The organism is Singulisphaera chitinilytica (assembly GCF_049331405.1).
Classification (GTDB): Bacteria; Planctomycetota; Planctomycetia; order Isosphaerales; family Isosphaeraceae; genus PoT.
Window position 1 is genome coordinate 1156089 of the sequence record NZ_CP186274.1, and the last position, 13091, is coordinate 1169179.

General features: G+C 64.3%; 11 protein-coding genes. 3 read left to right on the forward strand and 8 right to left on the reverse strand.

All coding sequences use genetic code 11. From position 1 onward, the window contains the following. The first annotated feature begins 55 nt into the window (after positions 1-55). Positions 56-1003 carry a WD40 repeat domain-containing protein gene (locus ACOYYX_RS04535; RefSeq protein WP_422928745.1) on the forward strand — a complete coding sequence of 316 codons (948 nt, stop codon included), beginning with the start codon at positions 56-58 and terminating at the stop codon, positions 1001-1003. 51 nt (positions 1004-1054) lie between these two features. Beyond that, positions 1055-1843 carry a class I SAM-dependent methyltransferase gene (locus ACOYYX_RS04540; protein WP_422928746.1) on the forward strand — a complete coding sequence of 263 codons (789 nt, stop codon included), beginning with the start codon at positions 1055-1057 and terminating at the stop codon, positions 1841-1843. Between the two features lie 62 nt (positions 1844-1905). Here the strand turns inward: ACOYYX_RS04540 and cnbZ are convergent, their stop codons facing one another. Beyond that, positions 1906-2661 carry a 2-amino-5-chloromuconate deaminase CnbZ gene (gene cnbZ / locus ACOYYX_RS04545; RefSeq protein ID WP_422928747.1) on the reverse strand — a complete coding sequence of 252 codons (756 nt, stop codon included), beginning with the start codon at positions 2659-2661 and terminating at the stop codon, positions 1906-1908. A 207-nt stretch (positions 2662-2868) separates the two neighbouring features. Then, positions 2869-3885, reverse strand: a complete 1017-nt coding sequence (locus ACOYYX_RS04550) for a methyltransferase (protein WP_422928748.1) — start codon at positions 3883-3885, stop codon at positions 2869-2871. 301 nt (positions 3886-4186) lie between these two features. On the opposite strand from ACOYYX_RS04550, the gene ACOYYX_RS04555 reads away from it, so the two are divergent. Then, positions 4187-4483, forward strand: a complete 297-nt coding sequence (locus ACOYYX_RS04555; protein ID WP_422928749.1) for a hypothetical protein — start codon at positions 4187-4189, stop codon at positions 4481-4483. Positions 4484-4621: 138 nt separating this feature from the next. On the opposite strand, the gene ACOYYX_RS04560 is transcribed toward ACOYYX_RS04555, so the two are convergent. The 6 genes from ACOYYX_RS04560 to ACOYYX_RS04585 form a co-directional block, all read right to left on the reverse strand. Then, entirely contained in the window at positions 4622-5104 is a 483-nt protein-coding gene (locus ACOYYX_RS04560) for a hypothetical protein (RefSeq protein ID WP_422928750.1), read from the reverse strand. Beyond that, positions 5070-6620 carry a SpoVR family protein gene (locus tag ACOYYX_RS04565; protein ID WP_422928751.1) on the reverse strand — a complete coding sequence of 517 codons (1551 nt, stop codon included), beginning with the start codon at positions 6618-6620 and terminating at the stop codon, positions 5070-5072. The genes ACOYYX_RS04560 and ACOYYX_RS04565 overlap by 35 nt, the downstream gene beginning before the upstream one ends. Positions 6621-6759: 139 nt before the next feature. Then, on the reverse strand, positions 6760-7038 hold the full coding sequence (locus ACOYYX_RS04570) for a hypothetical protein (protein ID WP_422928752.1): 279 nt from the start codon (positions 7036-7038) through the stop codon (positions 6760-6762). An 87-nt stretch (positions 7039-7125) separates the two neighbouring features. Continuing rightward, the gene (locus ACOYYX_RS04575; protein ID WP_422928753.1) at positions 7126-8229 is read right to left on the reverse strand and encodes a DUF444 family protein; all 1104 of its coding nucleotides are present in this window, start codon (positions 8227-8229) and stop codon (positions 7126-7128) included. Between the two features lie 431 nt (positions 8230-8660). Then, positions 8661-10730, reverse strand: a complete 2070-nt coding sequence (locus tag ACOYYX_RS04580) for a PrkA family serine protein kinase (RefSeq protein ID WP_422928754.1) — start codon at positions 10728-10730, stop codon at positions 8661-8663. A 507-nt stretch (positions 10731-11237) separates the two neighbouring features. After that, positions 11238-12605, reverse strand: a complete 1368-nt coding sequence (locus tag ACOYYX_RS04585; protein ID WP_422928755.1) for a hypothetical protein — start codon at positions 12603-12605, stop codon at positions 11238-11240. Positions 12606-13091 lie beyond the last annotated feature (486 nt).

Here is a 13091-nt window from a genome sequence, read left to right on the forward strand (position 1 = left end):
TCTTTTGCCGACACGTCCTGACGGACGGGCGAATTCCCCGGCGCGAGCCCGATCCATGAAGATCGCCCGTTCGACCCCGTTCGAGTCGCCCAACCCCTTCCTCCAGCGCGCGGCCTACTCGCCGACCGGGGAGGAGATCGTCGCCTGCGGCGGTCGCTACGACCAGCCGGGCAACGCCCTGATCTGGACGCTCCCGGATCTTCAGAATCCCAGGGTGCTGGGCCTGTCCGCCGTCAACCCGACGAGTCTCGCACTCGGAACCCAGACCAAGGTCCTCGCCGCGTGCGCGATGAGCTGCACCTCGGTCGAGGTCTGGGATTACGAGACGGGTCGGCCCCTCGGCCAGCATGTGATCCTGCCCGAACCCTATCAGAAGGTCGCCGCCGGTCATTACATGACCTCGACGCAGGTCGGGATCATGACCTTCTCGCCCGACGATCGACACCTCGCCCTCGGCTGCTGGGATTGCAGCGCGAAGGTCATCGACCTGGACACGGGATCCTTGACCCAACTCGTTCCCCCCAGCAAGCACAACGTCGATCTCGTGGCCTTCGACCCCGAGGATCCGAATCGCCTCGTCACGGGATCGATCGACAGGCTTTTCATCTGGGATCTCGCCAGGGGCAAGGTGAAGTCAAAGCTCGCTCTTCCCGGCGACGAGCCCTGGAAGCACGTCGCTCTGGAGGATGGTCGCATTCTGAGCCTGGCCCACGACGGGGCCTTGCGGATCTGGGATCGCGACCTCAAGGGCGACGACGCATTCGCGATCCGCTACAAACCCCCGGCGACCTGCCTGGCCTATTCGAAGCCCCACGGTCTCCTCGCAATTGGCCAGCGAGCCGGGCGCATCATCATCTGGGACGTCAACGCGAAGAAACTCGCCGGCAGCCTGAAAGTGGGAAAGGACGACGTCCTCTCGATCGACTTCGCCAGGGTTCAGGACAAGCTCTGCGTCGTGACATCCGGCCCTCAGCGGCTGTTCGAAGTCGAGTGGACGAGATAATTATGGAACATAAATAAGAGTATTGAAGTAAGGGGTTTTGGACTTACTCGCATGAATCATCAAGAAGTAGGCCGATACTGGAATGGCAATGCCGACACCTGGACCCGACTGGCGAGGGCCGGGTACGACGTCTATCGCGACCACCTCAACACGCCGGCCTTCTTCGAGATGTTGCCGGACGTGTCGGGTATGGCGGGGCTCGATATCGGCTGCGGCGAGGGGCATAACACCCGCCTGCTCGCCGGCCGAGGCGCCCGCATGACGGCCGTGGACATCTCCGAGAACTTCATCGGGCATGCGAGGCGGACCGAGGCCGAGGAGCCGAAAGGGATCGAGTACGCCGTCGCCAGCGCCGTCGCGCTTCCTTTCCCGGATGGATCATTCGACTTCGCCACCGGCTTCATGAGCTTCATGGACGTGCCGGAGACGGACCGAGTGCTCTCGGAGGCCCATCGCGTGTTGCGGCCGGGCGGGTTCCTCCAGTTCTCGATCTGCCACCCGTGCTACGACACACCGCATCGCCGCAACCTCCGCAACGCCGAGGGGAAGACGTATGCATTCGAGGTCGGCGACTACTTCCGGAATATCGAAGGCGATGTGGACGAGTGGACCTTCAACTCGGCGCCCGACGAGGTGAAGGCGGGAGCGCCGAAGTTCCGGATCCCCCGGTTCACCCGCACGATCAGCCAGTGGCTTAACATGCTGATCGATGCGGGTTTCATCCTGGAGCGGCTGGGCGAGCCCCGTTCGAGTGACGAGGTCGTCCGCCATTATCCGTCACTACAGGACGCCCAGGTCGTCGCCTTCTTCCTTCAAATCCGCGCGAGGAAGCCGGTCTGATCGGCGATCGTAGACATCTTGTTGGTGATGATGTCCTCGGAAGGAAGAATAATCGCGGACGCTCAATAGTGGCGGTCCTCGGAGCGGATGCCGCGGAGGTCCATCTCGTACTCGATCTCGACGATCGGCGGGCGGCTGTGGACGAGGGAGAGTGGGTGCCGGGCGGCCTCGCCGATCCGGCCCAGGAGGATCTCGGGGAGGATGTGGTTGATCGGATGGATCGTGTAGACGTCGATCGCCGTGACCTCGGGCCAGTCGGCGCCGAGGCCTCGGAGGCGGCTCTCCATCAGGTCCATCACGAACTTCGCCTTGGCGGCGATGCCCTCGGGCGTGACGTCGCCGCGCTCGACGATGCCGTCGGCCGCGAGGATCCCCTCGGGCAGTTCGCCGGCACCAGCCACGACGAAGGTGGGGGGCTGAGGCTGGGGGCAGGCCCTCGAATAGGAGAAGGCATAGAGCATCGGCTCGGCCGGCGGGGCGACCTCGGGCGCGACGTTCGTCCGCGCGACGGGGTTCACGCCGTCGACGAAGACGCCCCACGATTTGAGGATCTGTGCATATTCGCCGTTGAACTCGGAGAAGCCGTCGAAGGTGAAGGGAGCCGGCGATCGCAGCTCGACCGCGCAGAGCGCGGCTTTCGGGCGGCGTTCGGCCTCGAGTCGCCCCGCGATCACCTCGAAGCCCTCGCGGTAGGGGACGGGCCGGTGCAGGATGACGTGGGCGATCTCATGGCCGGGGGCCGAGGTGACGCCGCAGGAGTAGGGGGCGATTCCGGGCAGGAAGCGGTAGTTCCCGGTGGGATGATCGACGAGGGGCATGACATTCTCGCATGAACTGCCACGCCCCTCGGCAACAACGCCCGGGGCATGGCGATCCTGGGATCCGTTGCCAGGGATCTTACCAGCCGGATCGACGCGCCGCCTCGATGATCCTCGCAAGTCGAGAGACGGATCGAGAACGAGCCCGCCTCGACCTCCTCTGAGGGAAGGCCGAAGCGGTCTCGAAGTCTCACCGATCCCGGGCGATCACTTGATCCCGATGACCATCGAGTCAGGCCCGAGGAGGTGCTCGACGCGGGTCTCGCGGAACCCGGCCTCGCGGAGCCAGCCGATGCAGTCGGCGCCGGTGTAGTCGAAGCCCCCTTCGGTCTCGATGAGCATGTTCAGGCTCATCAGGAGGCCGAAGGCGTTCCGCCGGCGGTCGTCGTCGATCAGGGCCTCATAGATCAGGAGCGCCCCGCCTTCGGGCAGGGCCCGGTAGGCGTTCGCGATGATCTGCTTCTTCTGCTCGAGCGACCAGTCGTGGAGGATGTGCCCCATGACCAGGACGTCGGCCGTCGGGATCTGGTCGGTGAAGAAGCTGCCGGGGTGGAACTTGAGCCGATCGGCCAGGCCGAACGAGGCGGCGTAGTCCTCGAAGATCGGCCCGACGACCGGCAGGTCGAAGTTGCCGCCGGCCAGGTGCGGATTCGCGAGCGCCACCTGGACGGGCAGGGCCCCCTGGGCACCGCCGACGTCGATGAACGTCTTGTAGTCCTTCCAGGGGAACTGGTGCGCAATCTTGGTTGCCGAACCGAGGCTGATGCCCGTCATCCCCTGGAGGAACTGGCGGAGCTGCGCCGGGTCGCTGTAGAGCATCCCGAACATATCCGCGCCGGGGTCGGTCTTCGACTCGTTCTGCGGCCGGCCGGTGCGCAGGGCCTCGGTGAGCCCGCCCCAGAAGCCATAGAGCCGCGCATTGGCCATCTCGAGCATGCCACCGATGTACGACGGCTTCTTGCGGTCGAGGAAGATGTCCCCCTCGGGCGTGTTCGAGTACGTCTGGCCTTCCCGAGCGAGCATCCCCAGGGCCACCAGGCTGTCGAGGAAGTCGCGGGCGCCGCGGGGATGGAGGCCGAGATTCTTGGCGAGGGCCTCTCCCTCCTGCGGGCCGTCGGCGAGCGTCGCGAAGACCCCGAGCTCGATGGCACTCAGCAAGGTCTTCGAGCCCCAGAAGCCGAGGCCGAGCTGAAGGATCTTGTCGGGGTTGATGGGACTGGACATGTCGTCTCCGTGACGGGATCGGGGGAAGTCATCCTGCGTCGAGTCGGGGCCGGGCCCTCGTCGGCCTCGCCCCGATCGGGACGCCATGATCGCATGCGGGGATGGGCCTGGCGCCCGAAGCCCCTGCATCTTCGATAATGATCGCGAAGGGCCGACGCGTCGGCCACGGTTTCGCGCCCGGACCGCTCGATTTCATTGAAGCGGCCGGGGAAGACCGCCGATCCTAGGATGATGCCGAACCCTCGGCGCATGGGGACGTTTCCCTCCCCTTTGGTTCGAGACTCACGGAGGAGACCAACCGATGAGCAACGATACGGACAACGGCTCGATCGACCTGATTCGCTGGACCTTCTCCGTCAACCCGGAGCAGGCCGAGCCGATCGAGACCTACCTGGCCGACCTCGGCCTCGACGTCGTCCAGCAGGACGAGGCCCGGTTCGTGGTGAGCTGGGAAGAGCCCGATCGGGAAGTCGACGAGGTCATCGAGGCGATCTGGGCCCTCAACGGCGAGCCGTTCGAGGTCACCCAGGAGGAGTTCCACCGGTTGGGCCTGCACACCCTGCAGCACGAAGACGGGCCGGCCTCCGAAGCCGCCTGAGCTTCGGGCTGCCCGCGCCTGCTTGAGCGAGACGAAACGACAAAGGGTCGGCCCCTCGGGCGAGGGGCCGACCCTTTTGCCATGGAAGAAGAGGAGCCGGATGAATGGCTCCGAAGGCAGTGAGCTTCCTTCCCGGTCTCAGGCGAGGCTCACCTCGAGGTCGTCGGTCAGGCGCTCGAGGACCTCGCGGGTCATCTGGCAGTCGACCGGCTTGCGTTTGCGGGTGGCCTGGTCGAAGGCGACTCGCGAGAACTTCAGGCTCCCCTGGCGATTGAGCCGGACCTCGTAATAGGCACGCTGGTCGCCGCGGGCGGTTGGGGCCTGGCTCCGCAGTTCGACCTCGCCGCCGACCTGGTCGTGCTCGAGGATGACGAGCGGCTCCATGAGATACGTCAGCCGCGAGGCGATCCCGGAGGCGGCCCGCTGGAGCCGGTCGGACGACCATTCGGCGTCGGAGGCCTTAGCGAATTCGAGGCGATCGAAGGCAAGGCCCACCGGGCCCGTCGCGGTCAGATGGAGGGCGAGGCGGCTCGCGCCGTCTTCGATGGTGAGGTCGGCGGGCAGCGTTTTATCGTTGGGGCCGCCGTCAAGCGCGGCGGCGATCTTTCGGCTCAGGCTCATGGGTCGTTCCTCCCAAAGGACGGATCGTGTGATCCGTGCCGTCGAATGACACTAGGGTAGGCCGCCCGTCGACGATGGTCTCCAGGTGGACCGGACGCGTCCAGAGGCGGTTGAGATGACGTAGGGTGTCCTGGGCATAGTCGAGCTTCAGGTCGATCCCGAAGTGCTCGTGCCCCAGGTAGAGCTCACCGCGGTTGCGATAGTTGCCTTCCTTGACACGAATGATCGGCTGCCCGAAGTTGGTCAGCCCGAAGAGGAGACGTTCCTTGATCTTCTTGAATTCGCGAGACTCGATCTCGTAGCTCTCATTCTGGTCGTTGTGCTTGAAGCTGAAGAGCTTGTAGCGCCGGCAGAAGTCGGGCGTCAGGAACGTGTCCACGAAGGTCACGTCGTTGTGGATCCGCCGGACCTCGAAGATCTTCTCGCGGCCGAGGCCGAGCTTCTTGTCCCAGCGCTGGCGTTCTTCATAGTTGTCGCAATCTTCATATTCGGGCCCGAACTGACCTTTGTTCCAGCGTTCTTCGATGTCGCGGAATAATTCGATGCCCAGCTTGTAGGGATTCAGCCGACCCGGCTGCGTGGCCATCGTCCCCGAGTGGTGGTCGGCGTAGTCGATCACCTCCGACGGATCCAGGGTCCTCGTCGTCATGATGGTCGAGTGCCAGTACGATGCCCAGCCCTCGTTCATGATCTTGGTCTGGCCTTGCGGGGTGAAGTAATAGGCCTCATCCCGGACGATGCTCAGCACGTCGCGCTGCCAGGCGTTCAGGGGGGCGTACTCGAGCAGGAAGAGGAGGACGTCGCGCTCGGGCTGTTCGGGGAACTGCCTCGACTTCTGCTTCTCGGCCTCGCGCTGCCTGGCCTGTTCCTTGAGGACCTCGGGCGGATTCATGTACGAATCCATGTAGTCCTTGCTCTGGAACTTGGGGCTGTTGTTGCCGTCGTCCTCGATCTCCGAGAAGTCGTAGCGGTTGTGCTCGTCGCGCCTCTTGATGAACGGGGAGTGCATGTCGATGAGGTTCTCGAGCGAGAGGCAGCTATCGATGAAGCTCTCGACCGTGTCCTCGCCATGCCGCTCCATGTGCGACCGGATCCGGTTGCCGTGGTTGGCGGTCTCGTCCATCATCTTGCGATTCGTGCGGCTGAACCAAATGTTGTTCTTGAAGAAGTCGTTGTGCCCGTAGACGTGGGCCATGACGAGCTTCTGGTCGACCCACTGGTTGCACCTGAGCAGGTAGGCATAGCAGGGGTCGTTGTTGATGACCATCTCGTAGATCTTCTGGAGCCCGTAGCGGTAGCCCTTGGAGAGCTGCTGGTACTCCATGCCGAACCGCCAGTGCGGATACCGGGTGGGGAAACCCCCCAGGGCGGCGATCTCCGAGAGCTCGTCGTAGTCGAGGACCTCGAAGATGGTGTCGTAGAAGTCGAGGCCGAATTCGCGGGCGTGCTGCTCGGTCTCCACCTGGAGCGCACGGAGGTCGGCGGGCAGGTTGTGCTCGGTGCTCATGATCGACATGTTGCGATGACCTCCGGCCTTGGCCAGCAATCGGCAGGGGCTGAACGCCTGCCGCGACGCATCCGATCGGTCTCGGGCAGATCCGCCCCCTTCGCCATCCGTCGGCGAAGGGGAGCCCGGCGACTCAATTCAACTCGACTCACACCTCGATCGCGGGGAAGACCTTCTTGAACTCTCGCTCTATCATGTGATTCGTCACGAGCCAGGGTTTCTCCGTGACCTGGATCTCGAGCTCCGCCGAGGCGTCTATGGCGCGATAGCTTCCGGCGAAATTACCGATGATCGTCTTGCCTTCGAACGTCCCCCGGTCGGGCGTCCCTTCGAGTTTGCCGTGGCTCGATACCTTGGAGACGGCCTGGCTGAAGAGATCCTTGCGGCGCCCGGGGTCGACGGGATAGGGGACTCGGAAGTGGAACATCGCGCTCGCCTCGTTTCTTGAAGGGCCGCCGGCTCGTCTCGAATCGGCCGCTCGGTCCCTGGCCAATGGTAATACCGGACGTCGGGCCTATCGGCCCCGCCCCAGGAACTCCTTGATCGACTCGTAGATCCCATCCTTGTTACGGATCTCGGAAAGGGCCATGTTCGGCACGTCGTCGAAGGCTTCTTCGAGCTCTCGGTAGAACTCGCCCGAGCCGTAAGGGCTCTCGACCTGCCCGTAGCCGAAGAGGTTGCACTTGGGCAAGATCTGGTCCCGCAGCAGCGAGACGCACTGGCGGTTGTCCTCGCCCCAGTTGTCCCCGTCGGAGAAGTGGAGCACGTAGACGTTCCAGTCGATGGGCGGGTGGTCCGCGTCGATGATCTTGTTCGCCAGATTATAGGCGGAGCTGATGCGGGTGCCGCCGCTCTCCCTCGTGTGATAGAAGGTGTGCTGGTCGACCTCCTTGGCGACGGCGTCGTGGATGATGTAGCGCGTGGTGACGCCGTCGTACTGGCTCTTGAGCCAGGTGTCGATCCAGAAGGCCTCGATCCGGACGATCTCCTTCTGGTCGTCGGTCATCGACCCCGAGACGTCCATCAGGTAGAGGACCACGGCGTTCGAATGCGGCATCGTGACCGGGTTCCACGACCGGTAGAGCTTGTCTTCCCGGACGGGGATGACCATCGGGTCGCTGGGGTTGTACGTGTTGGAGGCGATCTGCCGCTTGAGCGCCTTCTTGTACGTCCGCTTGAAGTGGCGGAGGCTCTCCGGCCCCGCCTGGCGGATCCCCGTGTATTTATCCTTCTCCTCGATGATGTTGGCCCGCCCCTTGGGCTGGATCCGCGGGAGGGCGAGCCCCTCTCCGAGGATCTGGGCCAGCTCGTTGAGGGTCAGCTCGACCTCGAGGATGTGGTGCCCCGGGGAATCCCCCGCGGCGCCCGCCGCTTCCCCCTCTCCCGAGCGGCCGATCGGGGTCCCGACGTCGCCGGGCCCCTGGCCCACGCCGCCGCTGTTCTTCGACCCGTAGCGGAACTCGGGGATCTCGATCTGGGGCAGGGGTATCGAGACGAGCTCCCCCCCCGTCTTGCCGATCATCTCGCCATGGGTAATATATTTGCGCAGATCGGTCTTGATCTTGCCTCGCACGATCTGCTTGAACCGGTTCGCATCGCGCTCGATTTTTCGCACCACGGCCGTGGAACCCTCGCCGTTGGAATTTGCCGGCTCGTGCCACTCGTCTCGAGGCCACGCTCCGACCTACACTCGCCTCTCGCCCCGCCCCGCCTCCCTGCGGCCAAACCCAATAAAGCTCCTGATGAGGCTCGCGATCGCAGGGGCGCACGACGTCGCGCCCGCGGCCCGAGGGGTCCGACCGCGATTCACATGGCAAAGATCAGGATCAATCGCGCACGAGATAGAGACCGACGGGCAGGTGTAATGCTCGGCGAAAGGGGCGAGTTCCAGGTCGGCACCGATCCGCTGAAAAGACCCGACTCACCCCTCTGCAAATTTTATACCGATGCCTTATCGAGGTCCATGGCCGGGCCATGGATTCGTCGTTACTCGATCGCCGAAAGAGTTTTCGGGGACGCGTCCTCGAAGGGATTCGTCCCCGAGGAGACTCAGTGGCTGCCGCCACGTTTGACGTCACCGCGAGCATAGATGCTCGCGACATAGTTGAGCACGTCTGTGGCAGAGTCGTCGTCGTAGCCGTAGTTGCGGATCAGGCGGCCCTTGACGATGTCGATCTTCTCCTGGGTGTCCTTGTCGACCACGCTGGTGACGAGGCTCGTCAGCTTGATGGTGTCCTTCTGGTCCTGGAAGAGCTTGAGCTCGAGGGCCTTCTGGAGCCGCTCGTTCGTCTTGTAGTCGAACTTCTTGCCGTCGAGGGCGAGGGCCCCGATGTAGTTCATGATCTCGCGGCGGAAGTCGTCCTTGCGGCTCTCGGGGATGTCGATCTTCTCCTCGATGGAGCGCATCAGGCGTTCGTCGGGCTCCTCGGTCTGGCCGGTGTACTTGTTCTTCACCTTCTCGCGCTGGGTGTACGCCTTCACGTTGTCGATGTAGTTGCCGCAGAGGCGTGCGAGCGAGTCCTCGTCGGCGGCGATGGCGCGCTGGACCTCGTTCTTGACGATGTCCTCGTACTCTTCCTTCACCACCGAGAGCAGGTGCTTGTAGTGCTTGCGCACCTCGTCGTTGTTGATGAGCGAGTGGTGCTTGAGACCGGCTTCGAGCTCGTTGAGGACCATGAACGGATTGACCGAGCGCTCGTCGGCGTGGGCGACCAGGGCGTTGGAGATCTTGTCCTGGACGTACCTCGGGCTGATCCCGTGCATCCCCTCGCGCTCGGCCTCCTCGCGGAGCTCCTTGATGTTGTCCTCGGTGAAGCCGGGCAAGGTCTTGCCGTTGTAGAGCTTGAGCTTCTGGAGCAGGGTAAGCCCCGCGTTCTTGGGCTCCTCGAGCCGGGTGAGGATGGCCCACATGGCCGCGACCTCGAGGGTATGGGGCGCGATCTTCTTGCCCCGGACTTTCCGGCTGTTGTAGTCCTTCTGGTAGATGTGGATCTCGTCCGAGAGCCGGGTGACGTACGGGACGTCGATCTTCACCGTGCGGTCTCGGAGGGCCTCCATGAACTCGTTGGACTGGAGCTTCTTGTACTCGGGCTCGTTGGTATGCCCGACGATCACCTCGTCGATGTCGGTCTGGGCGAACTTCTTGGGCTTGATCTTGTGCTCCTGGCTGGCGCCCAGGAGGTCGTACAGGAAGGCGACGTCGAGCTTGAGGACCTCGATGAATTCGATGATGCCGCGATTGGCGATGTTGAACTCGCCGTCGAAATTGAAGGCCCGAGGGTCGCTCTCCGTCCCGTACTCGGCGATCTTCCGGTAGTTGATGTCCCCGGTCAGCTCGGTCGCGTCCTGGTTCTTCTCGTCCTTGGGCTGGAACGTGCCGATGCCGACGCGGTCCTGCTCGGAGAGGATGAGCCGGCGCACGCGGATGTCGCCCAGGACCTTCGCCCAGTCGCCGTTGTACGCCAGCAGGCGCTCGTTGAACATCTGGCGGCAATAAGGGCAGAGGTCCCCTTCGATGAAGACCTGGAAGTCGAGATCCTCGGTGTCGGCGTTGATGTTGAGCTGCGTGACCACATCCGAGCGGTACTCGGTCGGGATCAGGTGGAGCGGCTCCTCGTGCATCGGGCAGTCGGTGAACGTCTCGCCGCCGTCGAGGGTCTCCTCGCGCCATCCGAATGTGTAGAGCGCACCCTCATCGGTCTTGGAGTAGTGCTCCATGCCCTTCTTGAGCAGCCGGGCGATCGTGCTCTTGGAGCTGCCGACCGGGCCGTGCAAGAGGAGCACGCGGCGCTCGGTGCCGTAGCGGTGGGCGGCGCTCTTCAGGACGTTGACGAGGTTCATCAACGTGCGGTCGAGGCCGAAGATGGCGTCCTGGCCGCCATTCTCGGGGTCGTCGAAGAACTTGTAGCGGAGGAGCTTCTCTTTGTTGACGACGATCTCCTCGGTGCCATAGCCGAGGATCATGTGATAGAGGCGCTGATAGGACGTGCGAGTGACCTGCGGGGTCTCTCGGATGATATCGAGATATTCAGCGAAGCTGCCGGTCCAGTGCTTCTTCTGATAATCCGCCAGATTCTGGCGGCTGGCAATCAACGCGATCAGATCCGTTCCTGTTGACATGAGCTGTTTCCCTCCTGAAGCTGGATCCGTCGAGCGAGGCGCAACGCGGTGCGGACCAGGGCGACCGGGGGCGGCCGTTGGGCGTCGTCCGCGCGCGAGGCTGGTAGTCCTCGAAAACGAGGCTAGTCCGAATTGTCAACGCGTCGTCGTTGGGGGAACGCCTGAGTCGAGAATCGCCTTCGGGTCGTCGCTGATCGGACCCTAGGGAACGGGCGATAGGCCTCCGGGGCGGGTGCCGGCGCTTTGGGCTCGCCGATCGCCTGGACATCGTCTTTCATTTTTCATTACAACCCTGATTCGACAATTCTGTCAAGCGAACCAGCGGCCCCGCAGGTTTCCCCAGAACGGCAAATCAACCCGGCCATCCAGTCTCGGGGCCGATCCGCATGCATCTCCCGGATGCGCACCGCCCCGAGAATGTTCGGGCTGCCCCTCCATTCGCAGGCTCGGCGTCGCTTGTTCGATGCCGGCCCTCATAAAAGAGAGCGACAAATCCTCGCGGTCGTATCAGGCCCCGGCCGATTCCGGAGCCGCCACCGGCGCGGCCTCGCTGGCGGCCTCGGGCGGCGCGGCGAGCCTCGCCAGTGGGAGGGTCCGCTCGCCGAGCTCGACGAAGGCGGCCAGGCAGAGCAGGCCGGCGGGGAGGGTGACGTAATGCGAGTAGCTATCGGCCGCCGCGAGCACCCAGGTCTGCGTCGGCATCGAGAGCACGAGTAAATACGCGAGGCCCGAGAGCGAGCCCGCGACGACCCCCGCCCAGGCGAGCGTCGCGACCAGGTGTCCCCCTTCCTTGGAGAGGATCCGCAAGTAACCGCGGATCGCCGCGCTCGGCGTCCCGCGCGTCCATGCGACGGCCCCCGCCAGCCCGACGAAGGCCAGGGCCACCGCCTGGAGGTCGGCCAGGCCCCATCCGAGCTGCCAGCGTGCGTAGCTGCCGAGGCCGGTCGTCCCCGCCGTGCTCGGCATCGACAGCCAGACGAGCAGGACGCTCGTCGCGACGTAGCGAGCCGGCATCGCGATGAAGCAGGCGAGCATCGAGGCCGGCAGCAGGGTGACGACCCCGTCGGTGTTGAGCGTCTCCTCGCCGCGCTCGCCCAGGCCCGAGTTCCGCAACTCGTAGAGGAGCCAGGCCAGCAAGGTGCCGTCGGCCACCAGCATCATCGCCGGGATGATGACGACCTCCAGGATCAGGCAGCCCCCGATCGGCAGGTCGCCCATGCCCGTCACCAGCGTGGCGAGGCGATACAGCAGGTAGATCACCCCCACCATCCAGGAGACCACGATCCAGCCCGACGGCCTTGGCTGCGCGAGGGCAGGGGGGACATAGGGGGCGCTCCAGCGGTCGGCCGTGGCACGGAAGAGGAGGATCGTCGCGATCGCCAGGAGCGGGAGGTTGTCGCCGAGCCCGAAGACGTCCCGGAACGGGACGAGCCCGGCCAGCGTCCCTTGCTCGATGGCCATCTCGCCGACGGTGCGCGACTTGAGCAGGAGGAGGAGGTCGTCCCGCCCCTGATCGGCGTTGAACATGCGGATCTGGCTCGCGGTCCAGGCCAGGACGGTCGTGCCGATCGTGACGGCCAGGACCCTCGTGGCCCCCTGGAGCCGATTGAGGGCCGCCGAGAAGAGCACGATGTGGCCCCGGAGGCCGAAGACCTGGCGCAGGGCGCCGCCGAACCCCTGGAGCCCGATCGCCAGGATCAAGAGGCCGAAGAGTCCCATGAGCCAGAGCGCGAGCCCGTAGCGGTCGGGGACGACCTCGGGCGACGAGAGCGTGAGGCTCGAGCACCAGCGACGGAGGGCCAGGAGGGCAGGGGAATTGACGCTCGTCCCCGCCGCCTGGGCCCAGATGGCGGGTAGCTTGGTCAGCCCGAACAAGGTCGCACCCCCGCTTCCTATTTGCCGGAAAATCCCATACCCCGCACCGATGCGAGTCCCGAGTCGCGATGATTGTACTGGCGCGGCGGGCGGTCGACCAGCAGCCAGCAACAATTGTCAGAGGTGTGCCCGCCGCGATTTTCGAACTCGCCCGAGAAATGATGTAGAATTCGGTGCGGAAGCATCAAGGCCTCGCAGTGAGCGGTCAACCCTCCCCGCGCTGATAGGCGAACATACCTACAATTTAGCATGATCCCGTCGATCCCTCGCCGCCCCGTCCCGCGGGCCGGCCGGTCGTCGTCTTCATGCTAGGAGCGGGATTGGCCTCGGATCTGCAAGAAACGGGGACGTTGGTCCGGCTCCTGCAATTATCCTAATCGTCCCACATGTGCCTACTTGCCAAAGGCACCGGAAATAGGATAATCGGAAAACTGCCGTTCCGATGAGGCTGGTCAGATAAGACAGGGGTTTCTGGGTGGGACATTG

Excerpts from the sequence above, each read along its gene's own strand:
- ACOYYX_RS04555 (WP_422928749.1), top strand. The coding sequence starts at position 4,187 with ATGAGCAACGATACGGACAACGGCTCGATCGACCTGATTCGCTGGACC.
- ACOYYX_RS04540 (WP_422928746.1), top strand. The coding sequence starts at position 1,055 with ATGAATCATCAAGAAGTAGGCCGATACTGGAATGGCAATGCCGACACC.
- ACOYYX_RS04560 (WP_422928750.1), bottom strand. The coding sequence starts at position 5,104 with ATGAGCCTGAGCCGAAAGATCGCCGCCGCGCTTGACGGCGGCCCCAAC.
- ACOYYX_RS04550 (WP_422928748.1), bottom strand. The coding sequence starts at position 3,885 with ATGTCCAGTCCCATCAACCCCGACAAGATCCTTCAGCTCGGCCTCGGC.
- ACOYYX_RS04570 (WP_422928752.1), bottom strand. The coding sequence starts at position 7,038 with ATGTTCCACTTCCGAGTCCCCTATCCCGTCGACCCCGGGCGCCGCAAG.
- cnbZ (WP_422928747.1), bottom strand. The coding sequence starts at position 2,661 with ATGCCCCTCGTCGATCATCCCACCGGGAACTACCGCTTCCTGCCCGGA.
- ACOYYX_RS04535 (WP_422928745.1), top strand. The coding sequence starts at position 56 with ATGAAGATCGCCCGTTCGACCCCGTTCGAGTCGCCCAACCCCTTCCTC.
- ACOYYX_RS04580 (WP_422928754.1), bottom strand. The coding sequence starts at position 10,730 with ATGTCAACAGGAACGGATCTGATCGCGTTGATTGCCAGCCGCCAGAAT.
- ACOYYX_RS04565 (WP_422928751.1), bottom strand. The coding sequence starts at position 6,620 with ATGTCGATCATGAGCACCGAGCACAACCTGCCCGCCGACCTCCGTGCG.